Here is a 16,093-nt window from a genome sequence, read left to right as displayed (position 1 = left end):
AATCAGTTTCTAGTAGGTATCCGAATTTTATCGCCTAAGAACAGTGCATTTAAAAATAGACGATTGGTTCCATACCAACTGCCTCGGAAATTGGGGTTATCCGCAAAGAGCACCACACGGCCGCCACCAAGTTTGCTAACGATAAGCGAGGCTGATGGTTTCAGGTACTTTTCCATATTTTCCGGAGTAATGAATCCATCTATGTGTGGATTCTCGCTATACTTGGCCACAGTAGCATATTCATTTTTGCTGGGCGCCAACCAGACCGTATTGTTCTTGTATACGGGAATAGAGGTATCATGGTAGCCAAAGGCAAGCGGGTGCGTGGTATCAAGATCTGCTCGGATGATGATTCCCCCAACACTTTCTTTACCAAGATTTTCACCGGCATCTACATAAGGTTTGCGCACGGCGGTTTTAGTAGAATCCTTGGCAAGGGAATCTTTTTTGCTGTCGGTAAGCTTTTCTTTGACCAATTTCTTTTCAATGGCCCACTTTGAAGCCGTTCCTATGGTGATCAATGTGTTTCCTTTGCTCACCCAATTTTTCAATTTTTCAAGCTGTTTTTTGTCGAAGGTGTAATTTCCCGAAACCATGACCAGGGTGTTGTACTTGTCAAAATCCGTTCTATTGAAATTCCGCATGGGAATTTTACTAATAGGCATATGCACGCGAGTATCCAATAGGTGCCAGACTTCCCCAGCCTCATAGGAACGTGTTCCGTTTCCGATGAGCATAGCGGCCTTGGTTTTTTTAAGGGCTTGCATATACCGACTTCCCAAATCGACACCTTTAAGGCTAAGACCGGAATCAACACCGTACACGGGCACTTCAAATTTCTCTTGTGCCTTTTGGACCAACTCATAAACTTCTTCGGGCGTTTGTTTCTGCAAGGAAACCGGGAGAACAAGACTACCATAGTTCATCTGCTTTGTCTCATTCCCGGACTTGACGGAAAATGGTTTGAAGGCCGATGAGAGCACGAGCTTCTGTTCCTGTAAATAATGTAAGGCGGCCGGAGCATTATAGTCGTCCCAATCGATGATATAGGCATAGTTCGACTTACGGACCGGTATTATTTGTACGATATTCTCGACGGTTTCCACAGGTTCTCCTAAATTCAATGAAGTGACAGGGGAATAGCGCATGTTATAAAAATTGGCAACCGACCATGCCGACGCATCGTAATACACACTGTCGCGATATTTGCTGTAGGTTTCGAACATACTCTGCACCATACGGTACTGTGGCTGCAGTGTGGGGACCACATATCTTTCACCGGATTGATACACTTTTATGTTGTGTAAAAGCAATTTGTCGATAAAGGCCTTGGTTCGGTTTTGGTCTCTAGGGTCGCCAAAGGCGTACCCTTTTATTTTGGCTTTTCCGGCTCTGGTCAAGGCACTTTTGAAGAAGTCCTGTTGGTATTTGCGCATATACGCCTTATTTTTTACAGCCGTCTTCACAGTAGTGATACTTGAGATGTATTGATTGCGTATCGTAAAGGGAAAGGTAATTTTCCCGAAAGCCGTTGTTTGCTCATGGCCGCGAGAGCTGGCCTGTTCGAACAATAGGCCCAGGCCGCCCTGCAAATCAGGATAAGACGAACCATAGCCGGGATAGGTGCCATCGAACACTTCCTTGGTAAAGTAAAGCGATCCGATACTATCAAGTGCTCTGGCAAATTCCGCCCCGAACATGGTGTTGAGGTCTTCGTAATTCTCTTTGGGCATGATCGGGTTCAGACTACCGTTGGCCTTCATCGGTTCGAAAAAGTAACTGCTTTGACTGCCCATTTCATGAAAATCGGTGACGACATTCGGATACCACTCGTGGTACCAAGTCAATTTCCCGCGACTTTCGGGGTTGATTCCCAAAAGCCAATCCCTGTTCAGGTCAAACCAATAGTGGTTGGTACGACCTCCCGGCCAGTATTCATTGTGCTCGGCGTCCTGCGGATCCGCTACATTCGGCGTTCCTTGATAGCTATTCGCCCACTGGGAATGCCGATCACGACCGTCGGGATTGATGGTCGGGTCGATCATAATCACCGCATTTTTGATATAATTTTTTATTTCAGGATGTTGCGAAGCGACAAAGGTATAGGCGCTAAGTAAGGCGGCCTCCGAACTCGAAGGCTCGTTGCCATGCACATTATAGGCCAGGTTGATAAAAATGGGCACATCATTGTAATTCGAAACCTTTTGATTGGGATCTGTAAAAGCCAGATGTTGTTCTTTAATGGACTTTAGATTGGATAGGTTTTCGGGAGTGGTAATGGTCAAAATCACCAATTTTCGTCCCTCATGGGTTTTTCCATAGGAATATATAGACGCCCTATCGGAAACGGATGCCAATTTCTCAAAATAAGCAACGATGAGATCATGCCGGGTATGGTGTTCCCCAATACCGTAACCCAAAAACTGTTCCGGGGTGGGAATATCGGGGTTAAAGGGTTCGTATTTTTCAAGAAAATAATCTTGGGCAAAAGCGTTGGTACCGTAAAACAGTACCAGCAGAAGTAATTTTTTAAGCATTGGGTGGGTTTCTAATTAGCCCACTAAATATAGGGAAAAATGTAAGGTGTTGCGTTCTCGATCGAGTCGATTACGCTACAGATGGAATTTGTTCCATGATTTCCTTAAAGGTTACCGTATAATGGGTTCCTTTTTCAGAAGTATTGCGTTTCACCGATCCCAATAATTGCCGAGCCAAGTTGTGAATCAGTTTTAAGCCCAACGATTTGGTGTTTTTATAAGTGATGTCGCTGGCGAATCCATCACCACTATCACTGATAGTTAATTCGTAACCCTCACCTTTTTCATACATTGAAATAGCTATCTCACCTTTGTCGTCGTCTTTGATACCGTATTTAAGGGCATTGGTCACTACTTCGTTTATCAAAAGCCCTAACGGAATGGCCGTGTCGATATTCAGCTTAATGTCCTGTATATTGATATGTAGTGTAATATTTGTGCTGGTTCCCTTTATAGAGCGCACCAAATATTCGGTAAGATCTTGAACGTAGGTCTTGTATTCGATTTTAGTAATGTCTTCCCGCATGTATAACATCTCGTGTACCATTGCCATAGAAATCACCCTGTTCTGACTGTTTCTAAACAAACTTTTTACTTCATCGTCCTCGATATTTCTCGATTGAAGACTCAGCAAGCTAGATACCGTTTGCAGATTATTCTTTACCCTATGGTGTACTTCCTTTAAAAGGTTTTCTTTTTCTATGATTCTCGACTCCACATCTTTTTTGGTTTTGTATAGTTTATGGTGTGTCTTTAGTAGGTTCCTACCAAAAATACCTCCTAAGAGGTATACCGAGAAAATCATGGTAATGAAACTAAAAAGCCCTTGGGATTCTTTTGGTACCTCGTTACTTACCAGTCCCGTATCAAAATAACCGACTAAAAAAACGATAGTGATAATGGCCAAAACGCCATACAAATAGATTTGACCAAAAAATCGTGTAGTGATGTAGCCGGCGAGTACGATTATGGCCAGAATGAACATAAATGGGCTATTAATGCCGCCATTGTTAAGTGAAATAATTAAAGTGGCAAACAATGAGAGCAGCGAGGTAACTATGGCCATGGTCAGGAGGTTACCATGTTTTTTAAAGGCGATTACATTGATAATGTTGATTAGGGCATACCCAAAAAAGACATAGGGAATCACCTGGTACACCTTCATGAAATACAAGCAAAAAAACCCAAGGACTGTGCTTAGGAATATAGAAACATAATTGAATTTCAATAAAAGCGTTGTCTTATCGCTGATCAACTCCTGCAGATTGGCCTGATTTTGCATGGCAATTATGGTTAGTGTAATAGTATACAAACGGAAAAAAGACCAAATCCATATGTTTTTTGGCAAAAAGACTGATTCTTAAAGGTTTGTATCGTAAAGCTAACCATGTTTTGAAAGAAAATCAAAGAAGGGTCAATTTAAAAGCAGCCACGTTATGGCAAGGGCATTCGCAGTTGGAAAGTACACCAATGGTTAAAACATGATAAAATTGCCAAGAACTGTCTACTCTTTAATCGACAGGTATCCCTTTAAGCGACCGATGGAATTTGCTCTTGAATTTCCTTGAACTTTACAATGTAGTGGGTTCCCTTTTTGGTAAGATCGCGCATTATAGATCCGCGAAGCTGGCGTGCAAGGTTATGAATTAATTTTAAACCAAGTGATTTTGAATTTTTATAGGTGATGGTCTCGGAAAAGCCATGACCATTATCGCCGATATTCAAAAGGTAACCTTCATTTTCATCCTTTCGCAACTTAATAAAAATCTCACCTTTCCTATCGTCTACAATGCCGTACTTTAATGCGTTGGTTACCGCTTCATTGATGAGTAGACCCAGCGGTATGGCGGTGTCGATATTGAGTTTCACATCGGGGATGTCGATATCCAAGGTAATATTACTGCTGGTGCCCTTGATGGATCGAATCAAATATTCGGCAAGATCCTGTACGTAGGATCGGTATTCGATTTTTGAGATATCTTCCCTCATATATAGCATTTCATGAACCATTGCCATAGAAATGACCCGGTTTTGACTGCTTTTGAACAGGCTTTTTACCACGCTATCCTCGGTATTACGTGCTTGCATACTCAATAGGCTGGATACGGTTTGTAAGTTGTTTTTGACTCTGTGATGTACTTCTTTCAGAAGGGTTTCTTTTTCTACGATTTTACCTTCTAACTCCGCTTTTGTTTTGTAGAGGTTATGATGGGCGTTCAATAGGTTTTTCCCGAAAACACCGCCGAGAAGGTATACCGAGAAAAGTACGCTCAAAAGGGCAAAAAGGTTTTTTGATTGTTCTGGAACCACATTGGTCACAAAACTGAAATCGGCTATACTTTGAGAGTAAATCAGCAAAATGATCAGTAGGTTCAAATTCAAGTATATTGCGCCATAGGCTTTCGTGGTAATGTAGCCGGCAACAACGATCAACGCGAGCACAAAAATAAACGGGCTGTTGATACCTCCGCTGTAAAGCGTAATCGTGGTTGCTCCGGCCAAGGTCATAATAGAGACGATGTTGTACGTAAGGGTTAGTTTATTGTGGAACTTATAGAGTACGGTATTCAATAGGTTCAGAATTCCAAAGGCGAGAAATACATAAGGAATAACTATTGTTATATCAAGCGCGAAAATGCAGATTGCGGCGAAGATAAGGGAGCAGATAGAGGTAAAATAGTTCACTTTTAATACCAAACGCGCCCTATCATTTAACCTATCTTCCAATAATTTGGTCTTTTCCATAGTCAAAAATTTAAATACTTTGTGACGGCCTGGTCTGGTGTACTAGTCATGTAAAGTTGTAAAACTAAATATGTTTCCCGTTAAATTACAATTTATCAAGATTATATTTATCCTGATAAGGTTAAAAATAAGGAGTAAACTGCAACTCTCACGAAATACCTTTTAGTATTAGGGGAAAATATGATTTTATCATTGTCATGGGATAACGACATTATTGAAACTCTCCAATTGGGAACAAACGGTTTTACATGTTGAAATCCTTCTCTCCAATATCTTTATGAACTTGCCTGAAGCGTATTGCGAACGTTTTACTCTGGATTTAAACGCAAAATTTTAGTTTGGAATTTGTATTGCCTTTAAATTAGTCAAGTTTTGAGTGTCCTGATAATGGCCAAGCGGTTACTACTTTCTGACTGCTTAAAAGTGGACGAAAAAAGGGTGTTTAAAAGTCATTTTAAACACCCTTCAATCCATTCTGAATTATTATCAATATTCCGTGAGTACCCATTCACCTTTAGTGATCAAAGGTTCAGCTTGTTTATATTTAAGGGTCTTACTTTCGCCGGACATGATGTTTTTGATGGTTACACGGTCGTTCCTTCCTATTTTCGGTTGTTCACGAACAATGGTTTCGGTAACCTGCGGCCGTCCTTGCCCCTGATTTTGACCTACGGCACGGTTTCTGGCGGCGAGCTCATCGCTATTAGGAATTTCCTCCTTACTTGTTTGAATCTTTTCCTTTGGCCTGGAGACGTTTCTCGCTTCGCTTATGGCATCCGCATTGCCGGAAGGCAATTCGCCTTTGAACAAGAAAGAAACAACCTCTTTGTTGATTGCATCTATTCTGTCTTTAAAGAGTTGAAAAGCTTCGAACTTATAAATCAATAGCGGGTCTTTCTGCTCGTGAACAGCCAACTGAACCGATTGTTTCAATTCATCCATTTTGCGAAGGTGAGTTTTCCACGCGTCGTCGATGATGGCCAAGGTAATATTCTTTTCGAAATCGGTCACCAACTGTTTTCCATCGCTCTCATAGGCTTCCTTTAAGTTGGTCACTACGTTTAGCGTTTTGATACCGTCGGTGAAGGGTACGACGATGCGCTCGAATTTATTTGCGCTATCCTCGTACACTTTTTTTATGACGGGAAAGGCCGTCTCGGCATTTCGCTGCATCTTGGTCTGATAATGCGTATAGGCACTTTGGTAAAGCTTCGTAGCAATTTCCTGAATACCCAGCTTTCCAAATTCTTCCTCTGAAATGGGGGAAGTTATCGAGAAGTACTTGATCAATTCAAATTCGAAATTCTTGAAATCGCTCGCTCCCTTATTTGTTTCAGTAATCACCTCGCAGGTATCGTATACCATGTTGGCGATATCCACTTTAAGGCGTTCGCCTTGCAGGGCGTGGCGTCTTCTTTTGTAGACGACCTCACGTTGGGCGTTCATCACATCATCATACTCCAATAATCGTTTACGGACCCCAAAATTGTTTTCCTCCACTTTTTTCTGAGCTCGTTCGATCGACTTCGTCATCATGGAGTGCTGAATGACCTCACCCTCTTCCAAGCCCATCTTGTCCATCATTTTGGCCACTCGGTCAGAGCCGAACAAACGCATCAAATTGTCTTCTAGGGATACGTAGAATTGCGAACTTCCGGGATCACCTTGGCGTCCTGACCTACCGCGCAACTGTCTATCTACACGACGGGAGTCATGGCGCTCGGTTCCTATGATTGCGAGTCCGCCAGCAGCTTTCACCTCTTCACTTAATTTAATATCGGTACCACGGCCCGCCATGTTGGTGGCTATGGTTACGATTCCGCCCTTACCTGCTTCTGCGACCACATCGGCCTCTTTCTTGTGTAATTTGGCATTCAAAACGTTATGGGGCACTTTTCGAATGGTCAACATTCGGGAAAGCAATTCCGAGATTTCCACGGAAGTGGTCCCGATCAACACCGGTCTTCCCTGCTCCGAAAGTTTGGTGACTTCCTCGATTATCGCATTGTACTTTTCGCGTTTGGTCTTGTAGATCAGATCATTGCGGTCGTCACGGGCGATAGGTCTGTTGGTCGGGATTTCCATCACATCCAACTTGTATATTTCCCAGAATTCACCTGCTTCAGTTATGGCGGTACCCGTCATACCGGCAAGCTTCTTGTACATTCGGAAATAATTCTGAAGGGTTACCGTGGCGAAAGTTTGTGTTAAAGCCTCGATTTTTACATTTTCCTTAGCTTCGATGGCTTGATGCAGTCCATCGGAGTAGCGGCGGCCGTCCATGATACGCCCTGTTTGCTCATCAACGATCATTACTTTATTGTCCATCACCACATATTCCACGTCTTTCTCGAAGAGCGTGTATGCCTTTAACAATTGGCTCATGGTATGTATACGCTCACTTTTTACGGTAAAATCTTTAAAAAGCACGTCTTTTAGTTCCGCTTCTTTTTCAATCTCGAGGTTCTTGCTTTCGATGAGTGCGATTTCGGCCCCTATGTCGGGCATAATGAAGAAGTCTTTGTCCTGGGCTCCGGAAATGTATTCGACGCCTTTGTCGGATAACTCGATTTGGTTATTTTTCTCATCGATAACGAACAGAAGGTCTTCATCAACTTTAGGCATTTCCCTATTGTTGTCCTGCATGTAAAAGTTCTCCGTTTTTTGAAGCAATTGTTTTACGCCCTCTTCACTCAAATATTTTATCAATGCCTTGTTCTTGGGGAGACCACGGTGAACGCGCAGTAGGAGAAATCCACCTTCCTTGGTATCTCCGGCCGCGATCAATTTTTTTGCTTCGGCCAAAACGCCGGTCAAATGTTGCCGTTGTTTTTGTACGATATCATTAATTTTCGGTTTCAATTCATTGAATTCATGGCGGTCACCTTCAGGTACTGGACCGGAAATGATAAGGGGTGTACGCGCATCATCGACTAAAACGGAATCGACTTCATCGACGATCGCGTAGTGGTGAGGGCGTTGTACCAAATCCTTAGGGGTGTGGGCCATATTGTCCCTGAGGTAGTCGAAACCGAATTCGTTATTCGTACCATAGGTAATATCGGCGTTGTATGCTGCACGGCGTCCTGCGGAATTTGGTTTGTGGTGATCGATACAGTCGATCGAGAGACCATGAAACTGGAAAATCGGAGCCATCCAAGCGCTATCCCTTTTGGCCAGGTAATCGTTTACCGTTACCAAGTGGGCACCATTACCCGACAACGCATTGAGATAGAGCGGTAAGGTTGCTACAAGCGTTTTTCCCTCCCCCGTTTGCATCTCGGCGATTTTACCTTGGTGTAATGCTATGCCACCGATCAATTGTACATCGTAATGCACCATATCCCAGGTAACCTCTTTACCTGCAGCATCCCAAGAATTTTGCCATATGGCCTGGTCGCCATCCAAACTAACGTAATCTTTCGTTCCAGAAAGTTCGCAATCGTATTCGGTAGCCGTTACCATCAGGGTTTCATTATCCTTAAAACGCTTTGCGGTTTCCTTGACGACTGCAAAAGCCTCAGGTAGAATAGCGTTCAGCGTTTCCTCGGTTATTTTATAGACATCATCTTTGAGTTTGTCTATCTCTGTATAGATATCCTCGTTTTTATCAATATCTGTGGAGGCTTGTACTTCCTCTTCAAGCGCCTCGATCTTATCATTCAGCTCTTTGCCATCTTCGGCGATTCGAGTTTTGAATTTTAGGGTCCTGGCACGTAGCTCGTCAAGGCTCAATGCTTCCAATTCCTGCTCGAATGTCTTTATCTGATCGACCAACGGCTGCAGTTCTTTTACATCCTTTTTTGATTTATCGCCGACAAAGGTCTTTAGTATTGAATTTAAAAAACTCATAATGCTTATGCTGTTTATATGGTAAACCCGTCTGGCGGGAAAGTCGTTTTTGCTACACGGAAATCGGTTCGCACCTCTCTTGTTTTGTCAAAAGGCATTCCGTTTTATGCGAATGGCGTAAAAAAGACCACTAGCTGCCAAAATTACAGAAAAAGTTTGAAGGAGTCTGAGAGACGGTTTTGAAATACGCCTATTATTTTCAGTTGACCGCTATTGGCATGGTAAGTTGCCTTCTGAATATCCTCGGGAATCGGAAGATAGCCTTTAAGCTTGGGGAGGATGCTCATAGCGATTTGTTATTGCAGAAGGAAACAGTGAAGCCAACATTTATGGTCTTTGAACTTTTATGGTTCAAAACGGTTACCTTTCGTTCAGGCACAAAAAAAAGCCCCTAAAGGGACTTTTTAAAAGTATTTTTCGCCTACCGGTTGCCGGTATTCTTTAGTATTCATCCTCGTTCCAGAGGTAGTCCTCCTCCGTCGGGTAGTCTGGCCAAATCTCCTCGATAGATTCGTATATTTCGCCGCCTTCTTCCTCCATAGACTGTAAGTTCTCGACCACCTCTAGAGGTGCTCCGGTTCTAATAGAGTAATCTATTAATTCGTCTTTGGTAGCGGGCCAGGGTGCATCACTTAAATAGGATGCGAGTTCTAATGTCCAATACATGGTAATAGTTTGATTTTTAATTTTTGCAAAAGTAATTTTTCTAAGCACAAGAGCAAGTTTTTTTTACTTGATTTCGTGTAACTTATCAACATTTTTCTGCCATTGATATTTTGATAACGACGAAATAGGAATATTATTAGCTTTTTTTCTCAGGAATCCATTTTATTTCGTTCGCCTTTAAATCTTTGGACAATTTTCGTGCCAATACGAACAGATAGTCCGAGAGACGGTTCATGTAGGTGAGAACCGTGTCATCAAAAGGTTCTTCTTCATGCAGTAGTGTAACCATACGCTCTGCACGCCTGCATACGGTGCGTGCAATATGACAGTATGACACAGTGGTATGCCCACCAGGAAGAATAAAGTGGGTCATCGGGGGCAGGTCTTCATCCATTGCATCCATTTCCTTTTCAAGTAGCGTAATATCCGCATTTGCGATTCTTGGAATATTCAAACGGTCGCTTCCGTTCTTTAATCTCGCTTTCTTCGGTTCGGTCGCGAGGATGGCACCTACGGTAAAAAGTTTATGTTGTATCTGGGTAAGTATTTGGGCCGAATGCCGGTCGATGTTTTGATCGCGTATTAGGCCCAACCAGGAGTTGAGTTCGTCTACGGTGCCATAACTATTGATGCGTATATGGTGTTTAGGTACCCTTGTGCCTCCGTAGAGTGCAGTAGTGCCATTATCGCCTGTCTTAGTGTATATTTTCATTGATAAATTTCGAGGTATAAAAAGTTTAAAAGCTTATGAATAAATAATATCGGAAGGTTTGATTTTTAGCGCAATGTTAAGCCTGAAAGCCTCTGGCTCTACTGTTGGGTGTCTTTCTTTTTGCGCTTATATTCGTCCATAAACTTGCGGGATTTCCGGTCTTTTAAGCGTCTTCTGTTAGACATGGAGATAAACAGGTATATCGCCGCCAGGACCCCTAGAATAATGTAAATTGTATTTTGCCCCATAATATACCTATTGAAATTTAAAATTAAGGGATTAAATCCGAATCTTAAAATGCTCCTTTGCCTGTTCCTTTCTGAAAAAAACCATTCCGCAATAAAATAAGTCTATGGTTACGGTTACTTTTCTATCGTATTGAAGCTGCTTCCAAACCAATTCGGTCGCTTTCGATTTATGGATGTTATTGACGACAAGCACCGTGTCATTATGTATCTCTTTGTTTTTTAGGAGTATTTCTGAAATTTCTTTGGGGTCGGATGCTTCCGTAAAGACCATATCGTATGGAGGTACGCCGAATTGCAGCTCCGGAAATTCCTGGATCGCTATTTGCTTTAATCCATTTGAATCGGAAACGATGAGTAATGTTTTCGTATTGAAGTAACGGATGCTCTTTAGAAAAATGTTGATGTACTTCTGTTTCGAACGTTGGTGTTTAACATATAAACACTTGGTAAGGTAGTCATATACAAAGGGGGAGTGCACCCCATGTTGGTTGGTGGCGATTAGAATGTGTTTCAGGTATGCCAATATGCTATGCAACTCACAAAATTTTAAGTGTCCGATCTCTACTTCACAACCATGATTTTTTTCAAAATTAGGTGGTCACGATTGTTTACTTACAATTACCGTCAGTAGCATCAAGTCAAGGGAAATTGCAGTATAAGCCAGTAAAAGACTATTCCATCATGGCCGATAGTTCGAACCAGCGCTCGGTTTTTGTCTCGATACCATCGGCTATTTCCTTTAAGGCCTTCGAGAGTTCGGCAATATCATCACCGGAAAGGTCGCCAGATACGAATTGCTGTTCTATCTCTCCTTTTTTAAATTCCAGTTTCTGAATATCCTTTTCCAACTGTTTGTATTCCTTTTGCTGGGCATACGATAGTTGGGTTTTGTCATCTTCCTGTTTCCAACTTTTTTTAACAGCCTTGGCCGCATTGTTCTGTTTTTCCTTTTCGATTCGTGTCTCGATAACGGCGCTGTCTTCATAAGCCCTGAAATCGGAATAATTCCCGGGAAAATCTTCAATGATGGCATCCCCCCGAAACACTAAGAGGTGGTCCACGATCTTATCCATAAAATAGCGGTCGTGGGATACTACGATGACGCAGCCGGGAAAATCCAATAAAAAACTTTCCAAAACGTTCAAGGTAACAATATCGAGATCGTTCGTTGGTTCGTCAAGTATCAGAAAGTTCGGATTTTGTATCAATACGGTGCATAAATACAATCGCTTGCGTTCACCACCGCTGAGCTTATCGACAAAATCGTACTGTTTTTTCCTGTCGAACAAAAAACGTTCCAACAGCTGCTGCGCCGATATCTGGCGCCCTTTCATCAACGGGATATAATCCCCGAATTCCCGTATGACATCAATGACTTTTTGTCCTTCCTTGATGTCGATGCCTTTTTGGGTATAATAACCGAATTTGATGGTGTCTCCAACGATAACCTTACCCGCATCAGGCTGGTCGACTCCCGTGAGGATATTCAAAAAAGTCGTTTTCCCAGTTCCGTTTTTACCAATGATACCGACGCGTTCGCCTTTGGAGAAAACATAATCGAATTTATTCAAAATCGGTTTTTCAGGATAGGCTTTCACCAATTTGTGCAGTTCCAGAATTTTGCTACCTACACGCTCCATATTAATTTCAAGCTGTACCTGATGGTCTTTTCTACGCATGCCGGCCTTGTCTTTTATCGCCTGAAAATCATCGATTCTTGATTTTGACTTGGTGGTTCGGGCCTTGGGTTGGCGGCGCATCCAATCGAGTTCTTTTTTAAAGAGTTGCTTCGATTTGTGATGCTCAACATTCTCTTGTTCTATGCGGGCCTCCTTCTTTTCCAAATAGTATGAATAGTTGCCCTTGTAGGGGTATAGTGTGCCATTTTCCAATTCGATGATCTCATTGCATACCCGCTCCAAAAAATACCGGTCATGCGTTACCATAAAGAGGGTCATGCTTTCCTTGGCAAAATATTCTTCCAACCATTCGATCATTTCGAGATCCAGGTGGTTGGTCGGTTCATCAAGAATCAAGAGGTCTGGCCGATTGATAAGGGCGTTCGCCAACGCCAAACGTTTCTTCTGCCCACCCGATAAAACGGATACCTTTGTGTGCAGGTCGTCCAGTTTTAGTTTGGATAAGATCTGTTTGTATTGGGTTTCAAAATCCCAAGCCGCGAAACGTTCCATCGCTTCGAAAGCCGCTTGGTAAGCGTCTGCGTCCTCTGGGTTTTTCAAGGCCTTTTCATAATTGGAAATGACCTGCAAAATCTCATTGTCGGAAGCGAAAATAGTCTCTTCAACCGTTAACAACGGGTCCAAATCCGGTTCTTGTTCCAAAAAAGAGGTGCGAATGCCTTTTCGGTAATTTACCTGGCCGGAATCTGGCGCATCCGCTCCGGACAGAATGTTGAGGATAGAAGTCTTCCCGGTACCGTTCTTGGCGATCAATGCTATTTTCTGGTCTTTATTGATTCCAAAGGAAAGTTGCTCGAAAAGTATACGTTCGCCGAAAGATTTTGATATATTTTCTACTGTGAGGAGGTTCATTTATTGTATTCAAGCCTGCCCACCGCAAGTGGGTTCAAACGTTATTGATTACTAATTTTAATCGAGCTAATTAATGGAAATCCCTAATCGATCACAATACGCTCGGTATTATCCATTTTCGATAGTTTCAGCAAAAATAGGTATCGAATGCACAAGGAGACGAGTATAAATAGAATTAATGGAGAAAATACCTGGATTTTGAAGATCCACAGTAAAGGAACGGCTCCTAAAAGGGCTAAAAGTACAGCGATATATAGTTTCAGCCAGTTCGGAAATCGCTTTTTAAGGAGTACAAACGCTAAAATCAGATTAGGGGCAAAGGCCCATAAAAAATTAAAATTGATCTTAGTGGCTTGGTGATCGGTAGCAAACCAGAGAAAAAGCACCACGGCTCCGGCAATACCGGTTACAAAAAATAGAAAAAAATCGATCCAGCGACTTCTGCGTAGTTTTTTATTATCGAAATAGGTAATTGCCATGACCAGTACCATGAGGACGGGAAGCCAGAATAGGGGGGAGGCCAAAAAATTTGATTTAGCCTTCTCAGACCTTTGTGCCAATAGTTCTTGCTGTGAAGACACCAAAGATTTACCGTTAATTGCGGTGTTGTTCAGCTGATCGAAAACATAATGTGGTAAAAACATATGTTGATAAGCGGTCGCTTCCTTATCGATGACCGATCCGAGCGCCAAATCAATTCCAAAATTTGACCACGAATTCACCTTTAAATTTTGATGGATCAATTCCCGAAAGGTGTACCGTTTCTCCAAATGATTTTCCCTAAATACCAGCTCGCCGGCAGTTGCTTTCTGAAGTGCGTCAGGTATACGCGTGGCGCAGTTATCAAAAAGAAAATCGTATTTGTAGTATCTGTTCTCGGGCCGTAAGTTATTTTCGAGAAATGAAAGGAGTGCCTCTTTATCGGCATTTTGCAAGTCGAGTACTTGCTCCTTTACCCAGCGGTTTTCATATTCGTAGGTGCGGATAAAATGTGGAAAGGATTCCTTCGCGATACGATAATCAAGTTTGCCATGGGTAAATTTTATATAGAAATCAGGATCGTCAAAATCGAACATCCCGTAATTATAAACGATATCCAATCCGACGGTCGGGTCTACAATGCGAATGGCGCTATGCCCGAATTTGGAATGTAATTCGTCTGCGGTACCCACAGTAAGCACGCTCACCTTGCTCAACGGCGAGAGTTCGGTTTGTTGGCAAAAACCAACAACTCCCCAAAGGAAGCCGATAAAAATCAAAGCGATTTTAGAACGCATTACTATGCAAGTTGAGTGCTGAGGAACAAATATGCGAATAAATATTATTTGATGCTGTGTTGCCAACGGTACTTTCTAGTTTATTATTTTTACCGAAAGCACTTCGTGTTACTGAAAGACCGACCAATGAAAAAGCATATTCCCAATGGTATAACGTTACTCAATGTCTTTAGTGGCTGTGTGGCAGCCGTTTTTGCCGTGTTAAATCAGATGGAACTGGCCGCCCTATTCGTTTTTCTGGGAATCGTTTTCGATTTCTTCGATGGTATGGCAGCCCGACTGCTCGATGTAAAGAGCGAATTAGGTTTACAACTCGATTCGCTTGCCGATATGATTACCAGCGGATTGGTGCCGGGAATCGTCATGTTTCAACTTTTAGGGATGTCGATGTCCGGAGGGTGGAATCTGGATTTTCAGAATGAAATGACCGATGCCATCATGTGGACGGGTATGAAATTGGCCCCATTGCCCTTTGTTGGTTTTCTAATTACTATGGCATCGGCCTATCGCTTGGCGAAGTTCAATATAGATGAGAACCAAACGACTTCGTTTATCGGGTTGCCGACACCAGCCAATGCGTTGCTGATTCTTTCCTTACCGTTGATTCTACAATATCAGCACAGCGAACTGCTCAACGAAATCATCCTCAACCAATGGTTTTTGATAGGCCTTACGCTTTTAAGTGCCTTTCTCTTGAATGCCAAGATCGCACTGTTCGCCTTGAAATTCAAAAATTGGAGTATGCAGGACAACGCCCTACGTTATGGTTTTATTGTCTTAAGTATAATATTTCTCGTTACCTTAAAATTTTTGGCGGTACCACTGATTATTTTGTGCTACATTCTGAGTTCGGTAATCGCCAATGCCTTTTCGAAATGACCTTGACAGCGCTTTTGCTAAAACAGACCAAAGACGCCCATATATGGACGAATAAGCTGATCGATTCCGTTCCTATCGAAAATTGGGACGATACACCGAATACACTTGCCTCGAACATTAGTTGGCAAATCGGACACCTGATCATCAGCGAATACTACCATTCGATTTTGGTAGTGAGTGGATTTGATGAAGAAATCACCCAAAAAATCGACTTGAAAACCCATAATCAGCGCTATGGTTATGAAAGCGTTCCGGCGAAACAAGTAGGTCATAATGACGGAGCGGTCTTAAGGGAACAATTGCATTTTATGCAACATAAGGTTATTCAGAATGTTTCCGCCCTAACGCTTAAGGATTTGGAGAGCAAAGTAGAACAACCGATAAAACAAAAACATCCCGTTGCCATAACAAAACTAGACGCGGTTTCCTGGAACATCAAGCACACCATGTGGCACTGCGGACAAATCGCCACGATCAAACGCTTGATACACGGCGGCTTTGATTTCGGACTGCCCAGAAGGCAGTGATATGCTGAGAAGTCTGTTGGCTTTTGGAGAATTACACCGGATGACCTCGAATTTTGATCTCCGCGGTTTTCTAAAGAACAATTCATGAATAGTATTTG

13 protein-coding genes are annotated in these 16,093 nt (G+C 42.5%); 2 read left to right on the top strand and 11 right to left on the bottom strand.

Translation table 11 applies throughout. From position 1 onward, the window contains the following. Window positions 1-2: 2 nt before the first annotated feature. The 11 genes from FGM00_RS11645 to FGM00_RS11605 form a co-directional block, all read right to left on the bottom strand. On the bottom strand, window positions 3-2,537 hold the full coding sequence (locus FGM00_RS11645; RefSeq protein WP_138853072.1) for a M14 family zinc carboxypeptidase: 2,535 nt from the start codon (window positions 2,535-2,537) through the stop codon (window positions 3-5). Between the two features lie 70 nt (window positions 2,538-2,607). Next, entirely contained in the window at window positions 2,608-3,819 is a 1,212-nt protein-coding gene (locus tag FGM00_RS11640) for a sensor histidine kinase (protein WP_138853071.1), read from the bottom strand. A 248-nt stretch (window positions 3,820-4,067) separates the two neighbouring features. Then, the gene (locus FGM00_RS11635; protein ID WP_138853070.1) at window positions 4,068-5,282 is read right to left on the bottom strand and encodes a sensor histidine kinase; all 1,215 of its coding nucleotides are present in this window, start codon (window positions 5,280-5,282) and stop codon (window positions 4,068-4,070) included. A gap of 486 nt (window positions 5,283-5,768) precedes the next feature. Next, window positions 5,769-9,134 carry a preprotein translocase subunit SecA gene (gene secA / locus FGM00_RS11630; RefSeq protein ID WP_138853069.1) on the bottom strand — a complete coding sequence of 1,122 codons (3,366 nt, stop codon included), beginning with the start codon at window positions 9,132-9,134 and terminating at the stop codon, window positions 5,769-5,771. 143 nt (window positions 9,135-9,277) lie between these two features. Then, on the bottom strand, window positions 9,278-9,421 hold the full coding sequence (locus tag FGM00_RS19820) for a hypothetical protein (protein WP_175416219.1): 144 nt from the start codon (window positions 9,419-9,421) through the stop codon (window positions 9,278-9,280). 154 nt (window positions 9,422-9,575) lie between these two features. After that, the gene (locus tag FGM00_RS11625; RefSeq protein WP_013994285.1) at window positions 9,576-9,800 is read right to left on the bottom strand and encodes a DUF2795 domain-containing protein; all 225 of its coding nucleotides are present in this window, start codon (window positions 9,798-9,800) and stop codon (window positions 9,576-9,578) included. 136 nt (window positions 9,801-9,936) lie between these two features. Next, window positions 9,937-10,512: a cob(I)yrinic acid a,c-diamide adenosyltransferase gene (locus FGM00_RS11620; protein ID WP_138853068.1), complete on the bottom strand. Its 576-nt coding sequence runs from the start codon at window positions 10,510-10,512 to the stop codon at window positions 9,937-9,939. Window positions 10,513-10,610: 98 nt separating this feature from the next. After that, window positions 10,611-10,760 (bottom strand): hypothetical protein, encoded by a 150-nt coding sequence (locus FGM00_RS19815; protein WP_175416218.1) that lies wholly within the window; start codon window positions 10,758-10,760, stop codon window positions 10,611-10,613. A gap of 31 nt (window positions 10,761-10,791) precedes the next feature. Continuing rightward, complete coding sequence (locus FGM00_RS11615; RefSeq protein WP_138853067.1) at window positions 10,792-11,295, bottom strand: hypothetical protein; 504 nt, start codon at window positions 11,293-11,295, stop codon at window positions 10,792-10,794. A gap of 136 nt (window positions 11,296-11,431) precedes the next feature. Next, entirely contained in the window at window positions 11,432-13,312 is a 1,881-nt protein-coding gene (locus FGM00_RS11610) for an ABC-F family ATP-binding cassette domain-containing protein (RefSeq protein WP_138853066.1), read from the bottom strand. An 83-nt stretch (window positions 13,313-13,395) separates the two neighbouring features. Beyond that, the gene (locus tag FGM00_RS11605) at window positions 13,396-14,589 is read right to left on the bottom strand and encodes a lipoprotein N-acyltransferase Lnb domain-containing protein (protein ID WP_138853065.1); all 1,194 of its coding nucleotides are present in this window, start codon (window positions 14,587-14,589) and stop codon (window positions 13,396-13,398) included. 126 nt (window positions 14,590-14,715) lie between these two features. Between FGM00_RS11605 and FGM00_RS11600 the strand changes: the two genes are divergently transcribed. Both FGM00_RS11600 and FGM00_RS11595 read left to right on the top strand, forming a co-directional pair. Continuing rightward, window positions 14,716-15,468, top strand: a complete 753-nt coding sequence (locus tag FGM00_RS11600; protein WP_138853064.1) for a CDP-alcohol phosphatidyltransferase family protein — start codon at window positions 14,716-14,718, stop codon at window positions 15,466-15,468. After that, window positions 15,465-15,995, top strand: coding sequence for a DinB family protein (locus FGM00_RS11595; protein WP_138853063.1), 531 nt, complete (start codon window positions 15,465-15,467; stop codon window positions 15,993-15,995). The genes FGM00_RS11600 and FGM00_RS11595 overlap by 4 nt, the downstream gene beginning before the upstream one ends. The last annotated feature ends 98 nt before the right edge of the window (window positions 15,996-16,093 follow it).

This window comes from Aggregatimonas sangjinii (genome assembly GCF_005943945.1).
Taxonomy (GTDB): Bacteria; Bacteroidota; Bacteroidia; order Flavobacteriales; family Flavobacteriaceae; genus Pelagihabitans; species Pelagihabitans sangjinii.
This window is presented reverse-complemented; position numbering and strand designations above follow the sequence as displayed.